Here is a 20,536-nt window from a genome sequence, read left to right on the forward strand (position 1 = left end):
GCTCCTTGATTTTGAATGAGTCGCTTCCGGCTAAGCATATCAGAACTGCCCGGTAGCTGGCGCGTATAACCTGTAAGAAACCGCCCTAGCAGCGAAGAGCGCGATCGGTTAACATCGAAGGCCCTTTTATTCATTACAGAAAGCAAGTTCTCACTATGGCTCAAGTCGCGAAAAAATTATTGGTGACGTGCGCGCTACCGTACGCAAATGGTTCCATCCATCTCGGCCACATGCTCGAGCACATCCAGGCGGATATCTGGGTGCGTTACCAACGAATGCGCGGCCACGAAGTGCATTTCATCTGCGCGGACGACGCGCACGGCACGCCGATCATGCTGAAAGCGCAGCAACTGGGTGTGAAACCGGAAGAAATGATCGCGGAGATGAGCCAGGAGCACCAACAGGATTTCGCCGGCTTTGGCATCAGCTATGACAACTATCATTCGACCCATAGCGATGAAAACCGTGAGCTGTCCACCCTGATTTACAGCCGCCTGAAAGAAAACGGGTTTATCAAGAACCGCACCATTTCTCAGCTGTACGATCCGGAGAAAGGCATGTTCCTGCCGGACCGTTTCGTGAAAGGCACCTGCCCGAAATGCAAATCGCCGGATCAGTACGGCGACAACTGCGAAGTGTGCGGCGCCACCTACAGCCCGACGGAACTGATCGATCCGAAGTCCGTCGTTTCCGGCGCGACGCCGGTGATGCGAGACTCGGAGCACTTCTTCTTCGATCTGCCGGCCTTCAGCGAAATGCTGCAGGCGTGGACGCGCTCCGGCGCGCTGCAGGAGCAGGTGGCGAACAAGATGCAGGAGTGGTTCGAATCCGGTCTGCAGCAGTGGGACATCTCCCGCGATGCGCCTTACTTCGGCTTCGAAATCCCGGATGCGCCGGGCAAATACTTCTACGTCTGGCTGGACGCGCCGATCGGCTACATGGGTTCCTTCAAGAACCTGTGCGACAAGCGCGGCGATCTGGACTTCGACGCGTTCTGGCGCAAAGACTCCACCACCGAGCTGTATCACTTTATCGGCAAGGACATCGTCTACTTCCACAGCCTGTTCTGGCCGGCGATGCTGGAAGGCAGCAACTTCCGCAAACCGACCAACCTGTTCGTGCACGGCTACGTGACGGTGAACGGCGCCAAGATGTCAAAATCGCGCGGCACCTTCATCAAGGCCGGCACCTACCTGCAGCATCTGGACGCCGACTGCCTGCGTTATTACTACGCCGCCAAGCTCTCTTCACGCATTGATGACATCGATCTCAATCTGGAAGACTTCGTGCAGCGCGTGAACGCCGACATCGTCAACAAGGTGGTGAACCTGGCGTCACGCAACGCCGGCTTTATCAACAAGCGCTTCGGCGGCAAGCTGGCCGACAGCCTGGCCGATCCGGCGCTGTACCAGACCTTCGTCGACGCGGCGCAGAGCATCGCCGAAGCCTACGCCGGCCGCGAGTTCAGCCGCGCGATCCGCGAAATCATGGCGCTGGCCGATCTGGCCAACCGTTATGTGGATGAGCAGGCACCGTGGGTAGTGGCGAAGGAAGAAGGCCGCGACGCCGATCTGCAGGCCATCTGCTCGATGGGCATTAACCTGTTCCGCGTGTTGATGACTTACCTGAAGCCGGTGCTGCCTTCGCTGACCGAACGCGCCGAAGCGTTCCTCAACGCCGAGCTCAGCTGGGACGCGATCCCGCAGCCGCTGCTGGGCCATCAGGTGAACGCGTTCAAAGCGCTGTTCAACCGCATCGATCTGGACAAGGTCAACGAGATGGTCAATGCCTCGAAGGAAGACATGGCCGCCGCCAAGCCGGTGACCGGTCCATTGGCCGATGATCCCATTCAGGAAACCATCACCTTCGACGACTTCGCCAAGGTGGACATGCGCATCGCCCTGATCAAGAGCGCCGACTTTGTCGAGGGCTCCGACAAGCTGCTGAAACTACAGCTGGATCTGGGCGGCGAATCGCGCCAAATCTTCTCCGGCATTCGCTCCGCTTACCCGGACCCGAAAGCGCTGGAAGGCCGTCTGACCATCATGGTCGCCAACCTGGCGCCGCGCAAAATGCGCTTCGGCGTGTCAGAAGGCATGGTGATGGCGGCAGGCCCAGGCGGGAAAGAGATCTTCCTGCTGAGCCCGGACAGCGGCGCGCAGCCTGGCATGCAGGTCAAGTAATCGCGCAGATGCGTGGCATAGGGAGGGTCGAGCTTGCTCGGCCCTTTTTTATTGCCCCAACCCCCACGTTATAAGCATGAAGAAAAAGTCATAACCGCCCTGATTCCCCTGCCCGCCGCATCCGGCTATGATGCTCCGAAACCCAAAATAGACGTCCAGACAGAAAGACTGCTATAACAGACCTTCACCGGGATCGTTTCCCTGCTTTTTTGGAGCCTATAATAATGAAAAACCTCAAGACTTCGCTGCTCGCCCTCAGTCTGCTGGCCGCCCTGCCGCTGCAGGCGGCGGAAAACGCCGCCGTGCCGGCCGCCATCGCTCAACATCAGGGGCCGGTGCGCATCGCGGTGATCCGCAACCTCGGATCCGACGACAACACCACGCAATTTTTGGCGGGCGCCATTCAGGAAGGGCGCAAGCTGGGCTTCAAGGTGGACACCTTCCTCAGCAACGGCGACGACGCGCGTTTTCAGGACTTCGTCAACCAGGCTATCAGCCAGAAATATGACGGCATCATTCTCTCGCAGGGGCGAGCCCCCTATTCCACCGACCTGGTCAAGCGCATCGCGGCGGCCGGTATCGCCGTCGCGGCTTTCGATACCGACGTCAGCGGCCGCGTTCCCGGCGTCACCGTCTCGCAGCAGGACGACGCTTCGCTGGCTAACGCCTCGTTCGGCCAGTTGGTGAAGGATTTCAACGGGCAGGCCAACATCATCAAACTCTGGGTGGCGGGCTTCCCGCCGATGGAGCGCCGCCAGGCCGCTTACCAGCAGTTGCTGAAACAGCATCCGGGCATTCATGAGCTGGAATCGATTGGCGCGGTTTCATCCGACGTGCAGGGAGATACCGCCAATAAAGTGGGTGCGATACTGGCGAAATACCCGAAAGGCAAGATTGACGCCATCTGGGGCACCTGGGACGCTTTCACCCAGGGCGCTTACAAGGCGTTGAAAGAGAACGGCCGCACCGAAATCAAACTGTACAGCATCGATATCTCCAACCAGGATTTGCAGCTGATGCGCGAGGCCGGCAGCCCATGGCAGGTCAGCGTGGCGGTGGATCCGAAGCTGATCGGCGCGGTCAACCTGCGCCTGGTGGCCAACAAGATCGCCGGGGAAAGCACGCCGGACAGCTATCAGTTCAAAGCGGCGGTCATTCCGCAGGCGCTGCTGCTGGCGCAACCGGGGCCGGTCAACGTCGCCGGGCTGGCGAAGATCATCCCCGGCTGGGGCACCAGCAGCGATTTCGTTCAGCCGTGGTTCGCCACGCTGCAGGCCGAACACGGTAAATAATGCTGTTTTTGACGAGGCTGGCGACGCAGCCTCTGTTTTTAAACTAATTATCGGCTTTCCCCTTCCGTCCTCGCCAAAATGCGCTATGTTATCTGCATCGCCCAATAACTGTATGCATAGACAGGCCTCGAATGAAGGGATTCCCCCCGCTGATCAACGTACTGCTGGCCAGTTCGCTGGTGTTGACCATCGGCCGCGGCGTGACGCTGCCGTTCATCACCATCTACCTCACCGAACATTTCCATCTGCTGCCGAAGAGCGTGGGCGTGATCCTGGGCGTCAGCCTGACCCTCGGCATCATCGCCAGCCTGTACGGCGGCTATCTGGTGGACAAATTCAGCAAAAACCGCCTGATCCTGCTGTCGATTTTATTGTTCGCGCTGAGTTTCTTCGCCATTCCCTGGATCCCGCGCCCCGGCGGCGTGATCGTGGTGCTGGCGATCCTGCATACCTGTTATTCGGTGTTAAGCATCACCATAAAGGCCTGCTTCGCCGACTGGCTGCCGGTCGAGCAGCGCATCAAGGCTTTCTCAATCAACTACACGCTGGTCAACGTCGGCTGGGCGATCGGCTCTGCGCTCGGCGTGCTGGTGGCCGGGCTTAGCCCGCTGCTGCCGTTTTACCTGTCGGGCGGGTTGGCGCTGGCGACGGTGACGGCGCTAAGCCTGCGCTTGCGCGGCCGGGAACAGCGCCCGACAACAACCGCCGCCGCACCGGCGGCACTCCCCAACTTCCGCCAGACGGTGACTATCTTGCGAAACGATCGGCGGCTTATCTACTTCACCCTCGGCAGCACCCTGGGCGCCGTGGTGTTCGGTCAGTTCACCGGCTATCTGTCACAGTATCTGATCACCGTCTCCAGCGCCGAGTTCGCCTACAAAATCATTGGGTTGGTGATGATCGTCAACGCCGGCATCGTCATCGCCCTGCAATACCTGATCAGCCGCGGCATGCGCCAGGAAAACATGCTGCGCTGGCTGGTGCTGGGCACGCTGTTTTTCATCGTCGGGCTGCACGGTTTCATGGCGGCTGGCCAGGCGGTCTGGCTGTGGCTGGCGGCGATGGCGGTGTTTACCCTCGGTGAAATCATCGTTATCCCGGTGGAATACATGTTCATCGACTTCATTGCGCCGCCGCACCTGAAAGGCAGTTACTATGGAGTACAAAACCTCAGCGCGCTGGGCGGCGCCATCAACCCGGTTCTGAGCGGTATGTTGCTCAGCTATGCCGCGCCGCCGTTGATGTTCGTGATGTTGATCGTTTGCGCGCTGCTTAGCCTGCTGTTTTTCTTCCTTGGCCATCGGCTGGCAGAACAGGCTGCGGCAACCGCCGAAGACGCGCGCTGAATCCGCGCGTAGCGGCCATTCCGGGCTGTCAACCCGCCGATCGCGCATGGCGGGCATAGCGAGAATTCATAGTGCGATCTGTGGCATGGCTCACAGTTTAATTGTATGATGAATACATCAGTTAAACGGGAAAAGACAATGGCCAACGTGCTCACACTGTGCTGGAAATACCTGAGGGCCCTGCTCCTTATCTACCTGTGTCTGTTCGTCGGCAACGCGGTGGCGGCGCTGCTGCCGTTCGCCATTCCCGGCAGCATCATTGGCATGCTGCTGCTGTTCGCCCTGCTCTCTACCCAGATTATGCCGGCCAAATGGGTTAAACCCGGCTGCCATTTGCTGATCCGCTATATGGTACTGCTGTTCGTGCCGATCGGCGTCGGGGTGATGAAATACTACGACCAGATCGTCGCGCATCTGGGCCCGCTGGTTATCTCTTGCCTCATCAGCACGCTGATGGTGTTGGTGGTGGTCGGCTATACCTCACACTATTTTCATCGCGAGCGCCGCATCGCCGGCAAGCCCGACGACACGGAGGACAATTCATGATCCATGAAATCTGGTGGTCGTTGCCGCTGACGCTGGCGGTCTATTTCGCCGCGCGCTGGCTGGCGCGCAAGCTGAATATGCCGCTGCTCAACCCGCTGCTGGTGTCCATGGCGGTGATCATCCCGCTGCTGCTGCTCACCGGTATTCCCTATGAACGCTACTTTCAGGGCAGCAAAATCCTCAACGATCTGCTGCAGCCGGCGGTCGTCGCGCTGGCCTTCCCGCTCTATGAGCAGCTGCACCAGATCCGCGCGCGCTGGAAGTCGATTATCGCGGTGTGCTTCATCGGCAGCCTGACCGCCATGATCAGCGGCGGCGCCATCGCCCTGTGGCTGGGCGCCACGCCGGAAATCGCCGCCTCTATCCTGCCGAAATCGGTCACTACGCCGATCGCCATGGCCGTCGCGGACTCGCTCGGCGGCATTCCGGCGATCAGCGCAGTCTGCGTCATTTTCGTCGGTATCCTTGGCGCCGTGTTCGGCCATACGCTGTTCAACCTGTTGAAAATCACCACCCACTCGGCGCGCGGCCTGGCGATGGGCACGGCATCCCACGCGCTGGGCACCGCACGCTGCGCCGAGATGGACTACCAGGAAGGCGCTTTCGGCTCGCTGGCGTTGGTGATCTGCGGCATCATCACCTCGCTGCTGGCACCGTTCCTGTTCCCGGTGCTGCTGCGCCTGTTCGGCTGAATAGGGTGAAACTTGCGATACGTCTCGCATTTATGTATTTCATTGCATTAATTTCATCAATTAAGAGACATTAATCACACTTTAATATCTCTGGCCTGCCTAGAATGTTATCCCGTTAACCCGTAGAGAGACTTTCTATGCATCCGCGTTTTCACACCGCTTTCAGCGCACTGCCCGCGACACTGCAATCCGCCCTGCGGCCCTATCTGGACGCGCCAGACTTTCCGGCGATGTTCACGGCCGAGCAAGCGGCGGCGATCCGCACAGGCTGCGGGCTGGACGATGATGCGCTGGCATTCGCGCTGCTGCCGCTGGCGGCGGCCTGCTCGTTAACCCCGATATCGCACTTTCACGTCGGCGCCATCGCGCGCGGGCAAAGCGGCAACCTCTATTTCGGCGCCAATATGGAGTTCAGCGGCGCGCCGCTGCAGCAAACCGTGCATGCAGAGCAGTGCGCGGTTACCCATGCCTGGCTGCGCGGCGAGCCGGCGCTGGCCTCGGTCACCGTCAACTACACGCCGTGCGGCCATTGCCGCCAGTTTATGAATGAACTGAACAGCGGCGGCGAGCTGCAGATCCGTCTGCCGGGCCGCGCGCCGACCACGCTGGCGGACTATCTGCCGGACGCCTTCGGCCCGAAAGATCTGGATATCGCTTCGCTGCTGATGGACAAGGTCGATCACGGCCACCGGCTGGCGCTGGACGATGCGCTGGCGCAGGCGGCGCTGGCGGCGGCCAATCAGAGCCATGCTCCGTACAGCAACGCCCACAGCGGCGTAGCGCTGGAAACGCAGGACGGCAGCCTCTACGCCGGCCGCTATGCAGAAAACGCCGCCTTCAACCCGAGCCTGCCGCCGCTGCAGGCTGCGCTGATCCTGCTGAACCTCTCCGGCGGCGATTGCCTGAACATCCGCCGCGCCGTGTTGGCCGAGCCGCAGAAGGCGATCCTCAGCCAGTGGGACGCCACCCGCGCTACCCTGGCGGCGCTGGGCTGCCAGAACGTCAGCCGCGCCGCTTTCTAAGCGCGCCACGGCGGGGCCATCCGGTTCCGCCGTTAACAGCCCCGCCCGCCAAATACAATGCCCCGACGCCGCCAGAGACACTTTCTTTAGTTAAAAAATCATTTGATTGTCGATAATTACGCCAACCTGGTTCATCATCTGGCAACAAATGCTGTACATCTTCTCTTTATCTCTTAGGATCGTCGGCAATAAAGTTATCTGATACGTGAAGAGTAAAACTGATGGAACTAGAATACGAAAGCAAACGCCCGCTCTATATCCCTTACGCCGGCCCGATTCTGCTGGAATTTCCGCTGCTGAACAAAGGCAGCGCTTTCACCGAGGAAGAACGTAGCCACTTCAACCTGCACGGCCTGCTGCCGGAAGCGGTGGAGACCATCGAAGAACAGGTGGAACGCGCCTACCGTCAGTATCAGGATTTCAAGAACGATAACGATAAGCATATCTATCTGCGCAACATCCAGGACACCAACGAAACCCTGTTCTATCGCCTGCTGGACTCGCACCTGAGCGAGATGATGCCGATCATCTACACCCCGACCGTCGGCGAGGCCTGCGAACACTTCTCCGATATCTACCGCCGCGCGCGCGGGCTGTTCATCTCCTACCCGAACCGCGATCGCATCGATGACATGCTGCAAAACGCCACCAAGCAGAACGTCAAGGTGATCGTGGTCACCGACGGCGAGCGCATTCTCGGCCTGGGCGATCAGGGCATCGGCGGCATGGGGATTCCAATTGGCAAGCTGTCGCTGTACACCGCCTGCGGCGGCATCAGCCCGGCCTACACGCTGCCGGTGGTGCTGGACGTCGGCACCAACAACCCGCAGCGCCTCAACGATCCGCTGTACATGGGCTGGCGCCATCCGCGCATCTCCGGCGAGGAGTACCACGCCTTCGTCGAAGAGTTTATTCAGGCGGTCAAACGCCGCTGGCCGAACGTGCTGCTGCAGTTCGAAGACTTCGCGCAGAACAACGCCACCCCGCTGCTGAACCGCTACCGCGACGAGATCTGCTGCTTCAACGATGACATTCAGGGCACCGCCGCGGTCACCCTCGGCAGCCTGATCGCCGCCAGCCGCGCCGCCGGCAGCCAGCTGCGCGATCAAACCGTCACCTTCCTCGGCGCCGGTTCCGCGGGCTGCGGCATCGCCGAGCAGATCATCGCGCAGATGAAGTCCGAAGGGTTGAGCGAAGACGAAGCGCGCGCCCGCGTGTTCATGGTCGACCGTTTCGGCCTGCTGACCGACAAACTGCCGAACCTACTCGATTTCCAGAGCAAGCTGGTGCAGAAGAGCGACAACCTGGCCGGCTGGGAAACCGCCAGCGACGCCATCTCGCTGCTGGACGTGGTGCGCAACGCCAAGCCGACCATTCTGATCGGCGTGTCCGGCCAGCCGGGGCTGTTTACCGAAGAGCTGATCCGCGAGATGCACAAGCACTGCGAACGCCCTATCGTGATGCCGCTGTCCAACCCGACCTCGCGCGTGGAAGCCCGCCCGGAAGACATCATCAACTGGACCGACGGCGCCGCCCTGGTGGCGACCGGCAGCCCGTTCGCGCCGGTAAGCTACAAAGAGCAGCTGTACCCGATCGCCCAGTGCAATAACTCCTACATCTTCCCGGGGATCGGTCTGGGCGTGCTGGCCTCCGGCGCCACTCGCGTCACCGACGCCATGCTGATGGCCGCCAGCCGCGCACTGGCGGACTGTTCGCCGCTGGCTACCGACGGCCACGGCGCGCTGCTGCCGAATATCGACGATATTCAGGGCGTGTCGAAGTGCATCGCCATGGAAGTGGGTAAAGCCGCCCAGCTGCAGGGCGTGGCGATCGTCACCTCCGAAGATGCGCTGTCGAAAGCCATCGAGCACAACTTCTGGCGGCCGCAGTACCGCAGCTACAAGCGCACCTCGTTCTGAATGGTGAGCTGAAATGACCCAGCCCGGCTCCGCCGGGCTTTTTTGTGCGGCAAAACCGCCGAAAAATGCGGCGGCGCGCGTGCTTCAGGCGGTTCGCGTCTTGCGTCGGTCGGTCAGGTAAAGTAGCCTTGATCCATCTTTTTCAGCCCGGCGCGCGTAAGGCAACAACATGTGGAAACGCCTGATCATCAGCCTGTTCATCATCATTGCGGTGTTGATGGGTTCGGCTATTGCGCTCGATCGCTGGATCAGTTGGAAAACCGCACCTTACGTCTACGACGAACTGCAGGAATTGCCGCATCGCCAGGTCGGCGTGGTGCTCGGCACCGCCAAGTATTATCGCACCGGGGTGATCAACCAGTATTACCGTTACCGCATTCAGGGAGCGATCAACGCCTATAACAGCGGCAAGGTGAAATACCTGCTGCTGAGCGGCGACAACGCCCAGCAAAGCTATAACGAACCGATGACCATGCGGCGCGATCTGATTGCCGCCGGCGTGGCGCCGAGCGATATCGTGCTGGATTACGCCGGTTTCCGCACCCTGGATTCCATCGTGCGCACCCGCAAGGTGTTCGACACCAACGATTTCATCATCATCACCCAGCGCTTCCACTGCGAGCGCGCACTGTTCATCGCCCTGCACATGGGCATTCAGGCGCAGTGTTACGCGGTGCCGTCGCCGAAGGACATGATGACGGTGCGCGCCCGCGAGATCTTCGCCCGCCTGGGCGCGCTGACCGATCTGTACATCCTCAAGCGTGAACCGCGCTTCCTCGGCCCGCTGATCCCGATCTCCGCCATGCACACCGTGCCGGAAGACGCCCAGGGCTATCCCGCCGTCTCGCCGGAACAGTTGGTTGAGCTGGAGCACAAGCTGAAAGAAGAGAAGCAGAAAGCCAAACAGCCCTGACGGGTAATGCCCCAAAAAGAAAGGCCGGCATATTTTGCCGGCCTTGTCGTCTGTGCTGCGGTAGCTCTACTTCTTCTTGGCGTATTTCAACGAGTCCAGCGCCACGGCGAAGATGATGATGCTGCCCTTGATGATGTACTGCCAGTACGGGTTGATGCCGATATAGGTCAGGCCGTAGTTGATGACGGTAAAGATGATCACCCCTGTCACCACGCCCCACACCGTACCCACGCCGCCGGCGAAGGATACGCCCCCCACCACGCAGGCGGCGATGGCGTCCAGCTCATACATAAAGCCGAGGTTATTGGTGGCGCTGCCGATACGCCCCGCTTCCAGCAGGCCGCCGAAGGCGTAGAACACGCCGGACAGCGCATAGATCATGATCAGGTTCAGCGGTACGTTAACGCCGGAGACCTTGGCCGCTTCCGGGTTGCCGCCGATGGCGAAGATGTTCTTGCCGAAGCGGGTCTTGGTCCACAGGATCCAGACGAAAATGATGGCAATCAGCGCGTAAAAGGTAATGTACGACAGCTTAAAGTCGCCGAAGCGCAAGAAGCCTTGGGCAAAGGTGGAAAACTTCGGATCAAAGCCCGCGACCGGCGACGCGCCGACCGAATCGTAATACAGCGAGTTGATGCCGTAGACGATGATCATGGTGCCCAAGGTGGTGATGAACGGCGTCACGTTGAGATAGGCGATAATCAGGCCGTTAACCAGGCCGATCACCGCGCCGACCGCACATACCAGCAGGATGACCAGGGGAATCGACCAGGTTTCCATGTGCGGGAACACCTTGTTGACGTTATCCATCGATTGCAGCAGCGTGGCCGCCACCACCGCCGCCAACCCCACCTGCCGCCCGGCGGACAGGTCGGTGCCTTGGGTAACGATCAGCCCCGCCACGCCCAGCGCGATGATGATGCGCACCGAAGACTGCGTCAGGATATTGCTCAGGTTCATCAGGCTGAGGAAAGTCGGGTCCTGAATGATGATGATAGCCAACAGCACCAGCAACACCACGTAAATGCCGCCTTCCTTGAAATAGGTAAATAAGGTTTTTTTATTTAGCGCGTTCATAATTCGAATCCTTAAAGGTGCAGGGAGGCGAGACGTAAGATTTCATTCTGCGAGGTCTGCTTGGTATTAACGATGCCCGCAACCTGGCCGTTGCTCATCACCAAAATGCGGTCGGTGATCCCCAACAGCTCCGGCATTTCGGACGAGACGATAATGATCCCCTTGCCCTTTTTCGCCAGCTCGGTCATCAGCTGATAGATCTCGAACTTGGCGCCCACGTCAATGCCGCGCGTCGGTTCATCCAGCATCAGGATCTCCGGCTGCGTCAGCAGCCAGCGGCCGATGATCACCTTCTGTTGGTTGCCGCCGGACAGCGAACCGATATGGGTGTGATGCCCCGGCGTTTTCACCCGCATGGCGTCGATCACCCATTGGGTGTCGCTCTTCATCCGCGCGTTATCCAGCAGGCCGAGCTTGTTTTTATAATTGCGGATATTGGAGATCAGCGAGTTGAAACCCACGTCGAGGTAGGCGTAAATCCCGGTGGATCGCCGCTCTTCGGTCACCAGCGCAAAGCCGTGGTTGATCGCTTCGTTGGCGCTGTGGTTGTCGATCGCCTTGCCGTGCAGCTTGATGGTGCCCGCCACCTTTTCACGAATGCCGAACAGCGTCTCGACGATATCGGTGCGCTTGGCGCCCACCAGCCCGGCGATGCCGAGGATCTCGCCCTGGTGCAGATCGAAGGAAACATCGCGGATCGAAGGCTGGCGCAGCGATGTCAGGTTCTTCACCTCGAGGATCACCTCACCCGGCGTGTTCTGCCTGTCGGGGAAACGCTGGCTCAGCGAGCGGCCGACCATCATGGCGATGATCTTGTCCATATCCAGCCCTTCCAGCGGCTGGGTGGCGATCCACTGGCCGTCGCGCAGCACCGTTATCTCGTCGCACAGCTGGAAGATCTCTTCCATCTTGTGCGAGATATAGACGATGCCGCAGCCGCGCTCTTTCAGCTTGCGGATGATGGTGAACAGGTGATTGACCTCTTTCTCCGTCAGCGAAGAGGTCGGTTCATCCATGATGACGATCTTGGCGTCGTAGGAAAACGCCTTGGCAATCTCGATCATCTGCATCTGCGACACCGACAGGTTGCCCACCTTTTCGCGCGGGTTGATGTCAATATCCAGCTCGTCGAAGATCGCCTGAGTGTCTTTGAACATCTTGTCCTGATCGACGAACAGGCCTTTGGTCGGGTAGCGCCCCAGCCACATGTTGTCCATCACGGTGCGTTGCAGCACCAGGTTCAGCTCCTGATGCACCATCGAAACGCCGTGTTCCAGCGCTTCCTTCGAGCTCTTGAAATCGATTTCCCGGCCCTGAAATACAATGCTGCCGCTGTCTTTTTTGTAAATGCCGAACAGGCATTTCAACAACGTCGATTTCCCCGCGCCATTCTCCCCCATCAGGGCGTGAATCGAGTGCGGACGGACGCGTAAATTGACATTGTCCAAGGCTTTGACGCCGGGAAATGACTTACAGATATCCGTCATTTCCAGCAAAAATTCGCGTGAGCTATCGGCCATAAATACACCTGGCTTAACGATCTTGCAGTCGTAAACATCCCCGCCGGCGGTATCCCTGGTGTTGGCGCCGCAGGCGGGGTCTTAGCGGGATCTCAATTCTTATTTAACAAACTGAGACAGGTTGTCTTTATCTACGCCGACGTAAGGAATACGCACGACTTTATTTTCGATTTTATATTGGGTGCCTTCGGTGGCCGGCTTGCCCGCCGCCAGGTTTTTCGCCAGCTCGAAGGTGGCCTTCGCCTGGTTGTCGGCGTCGTTCAGCACCGTGCCCGCCATCGCGCCGGATTTCACCAGCGCCAGCGCTTCAGGCAGCGCATCGACGCCGAACACCGGAATACTGGTCTTGTTGTGCGCTTTCAGCGCTTCCACCGCGCCCATCGCCATGGCGTCGTTGTTGGCGATCACCACTTCGATCTTGTTGGCGTTCGGGCCGGAGAGCCAGGCATCCATCTTGTCTTTCGCCTGCGCGGTATCCCACATCGCGGTATCCATCTGCAGCTGCTGGGTCTTGATGCCTTTTTCGTTCAGCGTTTTCACCACGTAGGTGGTGCGCGCTTCGGCATCCGGGTGGCCCGGCTCGCCCTTCAGCAGCACGAACTGGATCTGGCCGTCTTTATTCAGATCCCAGGCCGGGTTGGCTTGCCAGTGTTTGGCGATCAGTTCGCCCTGGATCACGCCGGATTCTTTGGAGTCGGTGCCGACGTAATATGCCTTGTCATAGCTGTCCAGCGCCTTGCGGGAAGGTTCTTTGTTGTAGAACACCACCGGGATATCGTTTGCGCGCGCCTTATCGATAACCACCGGCGCCGCGGCCGGGTCGACCAGGTTGATCGCCAGCGCTTTCACGCCCTTGGCCAGCAGCACGTCGATCTGATCGTTCTGCTTGGACTGGTCGTTCTGCGAATCATTCATCAGCAGGGTAACGTCCGGTGAAGCCTTGGCGTCTTTCTCGATCGCCTTACGCACCACCGACATGAAGTTGTCGTCGTATTTGTAAATCGTGACGCCAATACGGGTATCAGCATGGGCTGCGGCGCCAAACATCATGGCAGCGGCCATGGCGGCCAGGGTGAAAACCTTCTTATTCATTGTCAGTCTCCGGTTCTGTGTAGGGTATTACTCGTCTTTGAGCCAATGGTCACCGGCAGTGCGTACACCCCAGGCCTGGCGATTTCCACTCAACACCTGTCGTCCGTGGATCTTGTTATTTCCGAGAAATGCTGTGTCAGCGCGAGATAAAGGTTGCAGCGGCAAGGGCCTTTGCGCCGGAAAACGCCTAGAGCATAGACGGCGCGATGTTAATATTCTGTGAATTTTCTCACAGATTGAAAACGGTTACACAAGATTAAATCGTCAGAGAGTGACCGTCGCCTCACTTTGCCAGGGGGCGACAGAATGGCGCTGCACCAGCGTCGGCATGAACAGGTGAGCGGCCTGCGGCTCCGCCAGGCCTGCTGCGCCCTGCAATGCCAGCTCGGTCGCCAGCGTGGCCATCGAGACGATCGGGTAGCGCACCGTGGTGAGTTTGGGGCTGGTATAACGCGCGATGGGGATGTCGTCGAAGCCGATCAGCGAGAAATGCTGCGGCACCGTGATACCGTTTTCTTTCAACACCGCCATAGCGCCGGCGGCCATAGCGTCGTTGTAGGCGAACACCGCGCTCAGCTGTAAGTTGCGCCCCAGCAGCTCGACCATCGCCGTCTCGCCGCCCTGCAGATCCGGCGAACCGTAGGCACGCCAGTTGTCGGGCGTGGCCAGCCCGGCGGCGGCCATCGCCTGCGCATAGCCCTGCTGGCGCAGCGGCCCGTCTTCGATCGGGTGATTGGAGCCCAGATAGCCGATGCGCCGGTGGCCCTGCGACAGCAAAAGACGCATCGCCATTTCTGCGCCGCAGACGTTATCCAGCCCGACGCAACGCGGCTCATAGCCGGGGATAATCCGGTTGATCAGCACCATGCCCGGTACCTGCTCCAGAAAACCGATCAGCTCGGCGTCGCTCAGGGCTTTGGCGTGAACAATCAGGGCGTTACAGCGCTGGCGGATCAGCACTTCGATCGCGTGGCGCTCTTTGTCCGCCTGATGATAGCTGTTGCCGATCAGCAGATACTTGTGGTGTTTCTGCGCTACCGTGTCTACCGCTTTCACCAGCGCGCCGAAGAACGGATCGGAGACGTCCATCACCACCACGCCCAACGTATCGCTGCTTTGGGTCGCCAACGCCTGCGCGTTGGCATTGGGGCGATAGCCCAGATCCGCCACCGCCTGCAGCACCTGCTCGCGCGTCTCTTTGCTGGTCAGCGCGCTGTGGTTCAGCACGCGGGAGACGGTCGCCACGGAGACCCCGGCGCGTTTCGCCACGTCGCGAATGGTGATCGGATGAACTGGAGGCATGCGGGATCCTGAAATCGGGGTAGTGGCCGGTGGCGCTATCCTACCCCGATTGGCACGCTGCTCTGCGTGAATTACGTCACAGGAAAGAAAACGTTTACATACATTTTTTTAACCTGCCGACGGGCGCTCACTTCAGCGCTTTGGCTTCCGCTTCACCGGCGGCCAACTGCGTCAGTTTGCGCCACAGCCATTCCATCGGCCCCTGCTCGAAGTAACGCAGCCACAGTGCGGAAAAGACCAGGTTGACCAACCAGACCAGCGGCACAAACGCCAACAGCTGAAGCCGGTCAAACTGCTCATAGAGGCCGAAACGATAAAACAGCGTGGTGCAGATCAGCGTTTGCAGCAGGTAGTTGCTTAACGCCATACGCCCCACCAGGGTCAGCCAGCGAGCGATGCGCAGGCGCGACAGCGCGGGCCAGAAACCGTAACATAGCGCCAGATAGCCCATCGCCTGCAGCGGGGCGCCCAGCTCGCGCGGCACCTGCAGCAGGAAACCGCTCCAGCGATAGTCCCAGTGCACCTGCCATTGCAGCGCCACCGCCGGCAGTTGGATCAGCACCGAAAGCGGCAGCAGCCACGCCGCCTGCCGCAGGTAATAGCCGGAGGAATAGCTGCCGCGCAGCCAGCCGCTGCGCATCAGCCCGGCGCCGAACAGCATCAGCCCCGCCAGCTCCCAGCCATACTGCGCGCCGATGGCCAGCAGGCTGGACGAGAGCAGATCGGCGCGGCTGCGCCAGGCTTCGAAACCGCCCTGCAGCTTCCAAAACTTCTCGTACTGCAACTCCGCCACGCCCGGCTGCCAGAAGCTGCCCGGCTCACCGTGCGAGACAAAACCGAGCAGCAGCAGTACCGCCACGCCAATCAGGTACAGCACGACGCCGGTTTTCAGCAGTTGGAAGGTTTCTTTGGCCTCGCGGATCATGCGCCAGCACACCAGGCCGATCAGCCCGTAGGCCAGCAGAATGTCGCCGTCCCACAGGAAGATGGCGTGCGCGAGGCCGAACAACACCAGCCACGACAGCCGCGCGCGGATCCAGCTTTTGCCGCGCCGCAGCAGCATTTGCAGCCCGGCGCCGAACAGCAGCGCGAACATCGCCAGGAACTTGGCCTGGGCGAAGATATCCAGCAGCGCCCAGGTCCAGGCATCGCGCGATGACGGCATCCCCAGATAGGCCGGATTGAGGTAGGCGGCCTTCGGCAAGCCGAAGGCGCTGATGTTCAGCAATAAAATGCCGAGGATGGCGATGCCGCGCACGCAGTCCAGCGTGGCAATGCGCGGCAGAGGATGACTGTTCATTTTTTATCGCTGTCTTCCGCTCATGAAAAAGGCGCCCGCAGGCGCCTGTTGTCGTCTTGCGGGTCGCCCCGCAACGCCATCACCCCTGGTGATGACGCACCGCACGCAGGAACTCCTGGCGGGTATTCTGGCTGGACTTGAACAGCCCCCCCAGCGAGGTGGTGGTGGTGGCGCTGGTCGCGTCGCGAATACCGCGCGCCTTGACACAATAATGGACCGCATCGATCGATACCGCCACGTTATTGGTGCCGAGTAGGGTCTGCAGCGCCACCAGGATCTGCTGGGTCAGGCGCTCTTGCACCTGCGGACGCTGGGAGAAGAACTGCACGATGCGGTTGATCTTCGACAGGCCGATCACCGAGTCTTTCGGGATATAGGCCACGGTAGCCTTGCCGTCGATGGTCACGAAGTGGTGTTCACAGGTGCTGGTCAGCGTGATATCGCGCACCGTCACCATCTCATCCACCTTCATCTTGTTCTCGATGACGGTGATTTTCGGGAAGTTGGCGTAGTCCAGCCCGGAGAAGATCTCGTCGACATACATTTTGGCGATGCGATGCGGCGTTTCCGCCAGGCTGTCATCGGACAGATCGAGATTCAGCAGCTGCATGATTTCGGTCATGTGCTCTTTGATGCGACGCTTGCGCGTTTCGCGATCCAGCACTTCCCCGCGCAGCGGTGTCTCCAGACCACGCTCTTCCAGTGCCGCATGCACCAGCGCGGCTTCTTTACTTAATGATGTCATGTATTTGTTCTCCTGCGGACGGAACCCGCCGGCGGCCTGATAGGGCGTGCGGCCGGCGAATTGCTTGCTCTCGTGACGGCAGAGTTTTCGTGGTGGATAACGTGAACCCGGTCAAGATTTTGCCCCCACTGTAGATGAGAGCGCGGCGATTATCCAGCGATAGTGCTTCATCCGCAGGTGAAATATTCGCATTTAGCACAATCAGGCCGGCTGCGGGTTTCCATGCGTTTTGTATGGATTTTAATCACCGAGTCGCCGTTTTTTGCGCCAACCGCCGCGCCGGGGTATTCACCACCAGCCCTCCGGCCGCCAACAGCGCCGCCACCGCCACATACAGCGCCGGCTCCAGCCGATGGGTCAAGGCGGTCGACAGCGCCGACAGCATCGGCCCGACCAGTTGGCCGATCGCATAACCGGTGGTCAACAGTCCGGCCATGTAACGCGCATGACGCGGCGCCAGCTCACGCCCGTGCTGAAGAGCAAGCTGCACCACGCAGAGGAAACCGCCGCCGGTCAGCAACGCCCCAAGCGCCAGGCCGGCCACGCCCGGCACCACTTCGGCGCTCAGTACGCCGAGCGCCTGTATCCACAGCGTGATCGCCAGCCGGGTCTGAGTGGTCAGCCGATGGCGGGTCAGAATGCCGATGACAATCCCCAGCACCGCCGCACCGCCGAACACCGGCCAGACGAACTGCGCGAACAGGCTGGCGGGAAAGCGCGCCGCCGCCATCTGCGACAAAAAGGTCGCCGGCAGGATATAGCCGAAGCCGGCCAGGCTGTAGCTCCACACCAGGCGTTTGAGCGCCGGCGTCAGCAGCAGCGGCTCCGGGGCCACGTCCGGGCGATGCAGCTCGCCGCTGCGCGGCAGAAAGGCGCTAATCCCCCCGACCAGCACCAGCGCCAGCCCGCCATACACCAACCAGGCCTGCGCCGCCGTCAGCCCCAGCGCGTTGATGCCCACCGCCAGCATGCCGCTGAGAAAGATGCCGGCGCCCGGTCCGGCGAACACCGCCGCGCTCAGCGCCGGCCGGCCATAGTGCGCCAACCGCTCGTTGGTCCAGGCCGCCACCAGCACCATCGCCCAGCCGCTGGCCCAGCCGATGACGAAGCGCAGCGCACCGTGCGTCCATTCATCCTGCGCCAGCGCCGACAGTAGCGTCAGCGCCATCGCGCCCCATACGCCCAGCCACAGGCGCCGCTCGACGTGGCGCGTGGCGCGCATCGCGTCGTAGGCGCCGCACAGGTAGCCCAAATAGTTGATCGCCGCCACCAGCCCGGCACCGGTCAGGCTGAACTGATGTTCCGCGATCATCAGCGGCACCTGAGGGGTGAAAGCGAAGCGGCCAATGCCCATCGCCACGATCAGCGCGGCAAACCCGCTCAAGGCAATACGTAAAGCCATATCGGCATCCAAAAGGTTAAAAGAAAGTTGCCAGTATCATGCCGCAGTATTAAACTCACAAAAACTGAATAATACTAATCAAGTTCATCACGAAACGAGAACATTATGGATCTGACCCAGCTTCGCATGTTCTGCTGCGTAGCGGAAACCGGCTCGGTCGCCCGCGCCGCCGAGCAGCTGCACCGCGTGCCGTCGAATCTGACCACCCGGCTGCGCCAGCTCGAGCAGGAGCTGGGCGCCGATCTGTTTATCCGCGAAAAACAGCGCCTGCGCCTGTCGCCGATGGGCCATAACTTTCTGTGCTACGCCAACCGCATCCTGGCGCTGAGCGACGAGGCGATGAGCATCACCCATGCAGGCGAACCGGCGGGCAACTTCGCTCTCGGCTCGATGGAGAGCACCGCCGCCACCCGCCTGCCCTCGCTGCTGGCGGCTTACCACCAGCGCTTCTCGCAGGTTTCACTGTCGCTGACCACCGGCACCTCCGGCGAAATCGCCGATCGGGTGCGCGCCGGCACGCTGGCGGCGGCGCTGGTCGACGGCCCGGTGCCTTATGACGAGTTGAACGGCTGTATCGCCTATCCTGAACATATGGTGGTGATCTCCTGTCTCGATCACGCGCCGATCCACAGCGCCAAAGACGCCAACGGCGAGACGCTGTTCGCCTTTCGCGCCAGCTGCTCCTACCGCCTGCGGCTGGAGGCCTGGTTCAAGCGCGAAGGCGCGCGGCCGGGGCAGATCATGGAGATCCAGTCCTATCACGCCATGCTGGCCTGCGTCGCCAGCGGCGCCGGGCTGGCGATGATCCCTCATTCGGTGCTCAGCCTGCTGCCGGGCCATGAGCGGGTTCGGGTTCACACCCTGCCGCCGGACGTGGCCGACACCGCCACCTGGCTGCTGTGGCGCCGCGACGCGTTCGGGCCGAACGTGCGCGCGCTGAAAGAATTGATTATTGAACAGACGGAAACCGCCGCTGTTGATGAAAGCACCCCCAACGATTTATCAGACGTTAGCGATATCGCCTGATTTAAAAGAAAACCACTGAGGAGACTATGATGGAGATGATCAAAACCCGCGCCGCCGTTGCCTGGGGCCCGAACCAGCCGCTGAAGATTGAGGAAGTCGATCTGATGCCACCGCAAAAAGGCGAAGTGCTGGTGCGGATCGTCGCTACCGGCGTCTGCCATACCGACGCCTACACCCTGTCCGGCAAAGATCCGGAAGGCGTGTTCCCGGCGATCCTCGGCCATGAGGGCGGCGGCGTGGTGGAAGCGGTCGGTGAAGGCGTCACCAGCGTGGCGGTCGGCGACCACGTGATCCCGCTCTATACCCCGGAATGCGGCGAGTGCAAATTCTGTAAATCCGGCAAGACCAACCTGTGCCAGGCGATCCGCGCCACTCAGGGTAAAGGCCTGATGCCGGACGGCACCACCCGCTTCTTCAAGGACGGCAAGCCGATCTTCCACTACATGGGCACCTCCACCTTCTCCGAATACACCGTGGTGCCGGAAATTTCACTGGCGAAAATCAACAAGGAAGCGCCGCTGGAGGAAGTGTGCCTGCTGGGCTGCGGCGTCACTACCGGCATGGGCGCGGTGATCAACACCGCCAAAGTGCAACCGGGCGACACCGTGGCGATCTTCGGCCTGGGCGGCATCGGCCTGTCGGCGATCATCGGCGCGCAGATGGCCGGCGCAGGCCGCATCATCGGCATCGACATCAACACCAGCAAGTTCGATCTGGCGCGCAAGCTGGGCGCTACCGATCTGATCAACCCGAAAGACTATGACAAACCGATTCAGGAGGTGATCGTCGAGCTGACCGACGGCGGCGTCGACTTCTCCTTCGAGTGCATCGGCAACGTCAACGTGATGCGTTCCGCGCTGGAATGCTGCCACAAGGGCTGGGGGGAATCGGTGATCATCGGCGTCGCGGGCGCCGGCGAAGAGATCTCGACCCGGCCGTTCCAGCTGGTCACCGGCCGCGTCTGGCGCGGCTCGGCATTCGGCGGCGTCAAGGGCCGTTCGCAGCTGCCGGGCATCGTCGAGCGCTATCTGGACGGCGAATTCGCGCTGAACGACTTTATCACCCACACCATGGGGCTGGAGCAGATCAACGAAGCGTTCGATTTGATGCACGAAGGCAAATCGATCCGCACCGTCATCCACTTCGACCAATAAGCCAG

The 20,536-nt window shown here is 60.6% G+C and carries 17 protein-coding genes; 10 read left to right on the forward strand and 7 right to left on the reverse strand.

All coding sequences use genetic code 11. The features are described from left to right. Positions 1 to 155 precede the first annotated feature (155 nt). From metG to sanA, 8 genes are all read left to right on the forward strand, one after another. Positions 156 to 2,183, forward strand: coding sequence for a methionine--tRNA ligase (gene metG / locus ACJ8OK_RS06465; protein ID WP_442530465.1), 2,028 nt, complete (start codon positions 156 to 158; stop codon positions 2,181 to 2,183). Positions 2,184 to 2,407: 224 nt separating this feature from the next. Further along, positions 2,408 to 3,475, forward strand: a complete 1,068-nt coding sequence (locus tag ACJ8OK_RS06470; RefSeq protein WP_033633711.1) for a sugar ABC transporter substrate-binding protein — start codon at positions 2,408 to 2,410, stop codon at positions 3,473 to 3,475. A gap of 131 nt (positions 3,476 to 3,606) precedes the next feature. After that, on the forward strand, positions 3,607 to 4,821 hold the full coding sequence (locus ACJ8OK_RS06475) for an MFS transporter (RefSeq protein WP_442530466.1): 1,215 nt from the start codon (positions 3,607 to 3,609) through the stop codon (positions 4,819 to 4,821). A gap of 138 nt (positions 4,822 to 4,959) precedes the next feature. Next, positions 4,960 to 5,367: a CidA/LrgA family protein gene (locus ACJ8OK_RS06480; protein WP_033633713.1), complete on the forward strand. Its 408-nt coding sequence runs from the start codon at positions 4,960 to 4,962 to the stop codon at positions 5,365 to 5,367. After that, a complete protein-coding gene (locus tag ACJ8OK_RS06485) occupies positions 5,364 to 6,059 on the forward strand; it encodes a CidB/LrgB family autolysis modulator (RefSeq protein ID WP_004938941.1) in 696 nt (231 codons plus the stop codon). The genes ACJ8OK_RS06480 and ACJ8OK_RS06485 overlap by 4 nt, the downstream gene beginning before the upstream one ends. A 137-nt stretch (positions 6,060 to 6,196) precedes the next feature. After that, on the forward strand, positions 6,197 to 7,081 hold the full coding sequence (cdd, locus tag ACJ8OK_RS06490; protein WP_033633714.1) for a cytidine deaminase: 885 nt from the start codon (positions 6,197 to 6,199) through the stop codon (positions 7,079 to 7,081). Positions 7,082 to 7,302: 221 nt separating this feature from the next. Then, the gene (locus ACJ8OK_RS06495) at positions 7,303 to 9,000 is read left to right on the forward strand and encodes an NAD-dependent malic enzyme (protein ID WP_004938945.1); all 1,698 of its coding nucleotides are present in this window, start codon (positions 7,303 to 7,305) and stop codon (positions 8,998 to 9,000) included. Between the two features lie 169 nt (positions 9,001 to 9,169). Next, positions 9,170 to 9,913, forward strand: coding sequence for an outer membrane permeability protein SanA (gene sanA, locus ACJ8OK_RS06500; protein ID WP_004938948.1), 744 nt, complete (start codon positions 9,170 to 9,172; stop codon positions 9,911 to 9,913). Positions 9,914 to 9,979: 66 nt separating this feature from the next. Here sanA and mglC read toward each other — a convergent pair whose 3' ends face one another. The 7 genes from mglC to ACJ8OK_RS06535 all read right to left on the reverse strand — a co-directional run bounded on the left by mglC (position 9,980) and on the right by ACJ8OK_RS06535 (position 18,351). Further along, positions 9,980 to 10,990 (reverse strand): galactose/methyl galactoside ABC transporter permease MglC, encoded by a 1,011-nt coding sequence (gene mglC, locus ACJ8OK_RS06505; protein WP_004938953.1) that lies wholly within the window; start codon positions 10,988 to 10,990, stop codon positions 9,980 to 9,982. Positions 10,991 to 11,001: 11 nt separating this feature from the next. Continuing rightward, the gene (gene mglA / locus ACJ8OK_RS06510; protein WP_004938959.1) at positions 11,002 to 12,510 is read right to left on the reverse strand and encodes a galactose/methyl galactoside ABC transporter ATP-binding protein MglA; all 1,509 of its coding nucleotides are present in this window, start codon (positions 12,508 to 12,510) and stop codon (positions 11,002 to 11,004) included. A 99-nt stretch (positions 12,511 to 12,609) separates the two neighbouring features. Beyond that, positions 12,610 to 13,602, reverse strand: a complete 993-nt coding sequence (gene mglB / locus ACJ8OK_RS06515; protein WP_004938962.1) for a galactose/glucose ABC transporter substrate-binding protein MglB — start codon at positions 13,600 to 13,602, stop codon at positions 12,610 to 12,612. 264 nt (positions 13,603 to 13,866) lie between these two features. Beyond that, entirely contained in the window at positions 13,867 to 14,904 is a 1,038-nt protein-coding gene (gene galS, locus ACJ8OK_RS06520) for an HTH-type transcriptional regulator GalS (RefSeq protein WP_442530467.1), read from the reverse strand. Positions 14,905 to 15,031: 127 nt separating this feature from the next. Further along, entirely contained in the window at positions 15,032 to 16,204 is a 1,173-nt protein-coding gene (gene yeiB / locus ACJ8OK_RS06525; protein WP_048322605.1) for a DUF418 domain-containing protein YeiB, read from the reverse strand. 79 nt (positions 16,205 to 16,283) lie between these two features. Next, positions 16,284 to 16,949: a GTP cyclohydrolase I FolE gene (gene folE, locus ACJ8OK_RS06530; protein ID WP_004938969.1), complete on the reverse strand. Its 666-nt coding sequence runs from the start codon at positions 16,947 to 16,949 to the stop codon at positions 16,284 to 16,286. A gap of 244 nt (positions 16,950 to 17,193) precedes the next feature. Beyond that, on the reverse strand, positions 17,194 to 18,351 hold the full coding sequence (locus tag ACJ8OK_RS06535; RefSeq protein ID WP_004938972.1) for a YbfB/YjiJ family MFS transporter: 1,158 nt from the start codon (positions 18,349 to 18,351) through the stop codon (positions 17,194 to 17,196). Positions 18,352 to 18,456: 105 nt separating this feature from the next. Here ACJ8OK_RS06535 and ptrR point away from each other — a divergent pair, with 105 nt between their 5' ends. Beyond that, positions 18,457 to 19,377 carry a putrescine utilization regulator PtrR gene (ptrR, locus tag ACJ8OK_RS06540; RefSeq protein WP_004938975.1) on the forward strand — a complete coding sequence of 307 codons (921 nt, stop codon included), beginning with the start codon at positions 18,457 to 18,459 and terminating at the stop codon, positions 19,375 to 19,377. Positions 19,378 to 19,406: 29 nt separating this feature from the next. Then, positions 19,407 to 20,531 carry an S-(hydroxymethyl)glutathione dehydrogenase/class III alcohol dehydrogenase gene (locus ACJ8OK_RS06545; protein WP_180295530.1) on the forward strand — a complete coding sequence of 375 codons (1,125 nt, stop codon included), beginning with the start codon at positions 19,407 to 19,409 and terminating at the stop codon, positions 20,529 to 20,531. Positions 20,532 to 20,536: the final 5 nt, after the last annotated feature.

The organism is Serratia sp. CY71090 (assembly GCF_052166845.1).
Taxonomy (GTDB): domain Bacteria; phylum Pseudomonadota; class Gammaproteobacteria; order Enterobacterales; family Enterobacteriaceae; genus Serratia; species Serratia nematodiphila.

Bases quoted from the DNA above. Each gene is read 5' to 3' on its own strand.
- metG (WP_442530465.1), top strand. From the start codon at position 156: ATGGCTCAAGTCGCGAAAAAATTATTGGTGACGTGCGCGCTACCGTAC.
- ACJ8OK_RS06470 (WP_033633711.1), top strand. From the start codon at position 2,408: ATGAAAAACCTCAAGACTTCGCTGCTCGCCCTCAGTCTGCTGGCCGCC.
- ACJ8OK_RS06475 (WP_442530466.1), top strand. From the start codon at position 3,607: ATGAAGGGATTCCCCCCGCTGATCAACGTACTGCTGGCCAGTTCGCTG.
- ACJ8OK_RS06480 (WP_033633713.1), top strand. From the start codon at position 4,960: ATGGCCAACGTGCTCACACTGTGCTGGAAATACCTGAGGGCCCTGCTC.
- ACJ8OK_RS06485 (WP_004938941.1), top strand. From the start codon at position 5,364: ATGATCCATGAAATCTGGTGGTCGTTGCCGCTGACGCTGGCGGTCTAT.
- cdd (WP_033633714.1), top strand. From the start codon at position 6,197: ATGCATCCGCGTTTTCACACCGCTTTCAGCGCACTGCCCGCGACACTG.
- ACJ8OK_RS06495 (WP_004938945.1), top strand. From the start codon at position 7,303: ATGGAACTAGAATACGAAAGCAAACGCCCGCTCTATATCCCTTACGCC.
- sanA (WP_004938948.1), top strand. From the start codon at position 9,170: ATGTGGAAACGCCTGATCATCAGCCTGTTCATCATCATTGCGGTGTTG.
- mglC (WP_004938953.1), bottom strand. From the start codon at position 10,990: ATGAACGCGCTAAATAAAAAAACCTTATTTACCTATTTCAAGGAAGGC.
- mglA (WP_004938959.1), bottom strand. From the start codon at position 12,510: ATGGCCGATAGCTCACGCGAATTTTTGCTGGAAATGACGGATATCTGT.
- mglB (WP_004938962.1), bottom strand. From the start codon at position 13,602: ATGAATAAGAAGGTTTTCACCCTGGCCGCCATGGCCGCTGCCATGATG.
- galS (WP_442530467.1), bottom strand. From the start codon at position 14,904: ATGCCTCCAGTTCATCCGATCACCATTCGCGACGTGGCGAAACGCGCC.
- yeiB (WP_048322605.1), bottom strand. From the start codon at position 16,204: ATGAACAGTCATCCTCTGCCGCGCATTGCCACGCTGGACTGCGTGCGC.
- folE (WP_004938969.1), bottom strand. From the start codon at position 16,949: ATGACATCATTAAGTAAAGAAGCCGCGCTGGTGCATGCGGCACTGGAA.
- ACJ8OK_RS06535 (WP_004938972.1), bottom strand. From the start codon at position 18,351: ATGGCTTTACGTATTGCCTTGAGCGGGTTTGCCGCGCTGATCGTGGCG.
- ptrR (WP_004938975.1), top strand. From the start codon at position 18,457: ATGGATCTGACCCAGCTTCGCATGTTCTGCTGCGTAGCGGAAACCGGC.
- ACJ8OK_RS06545 (WP_180295530.1), top strand. From the start codon at position 19,407: ATGGAGATGATCAAAACCCGCGCCGCCGTTGCCTGGGGCCCGAACCAG.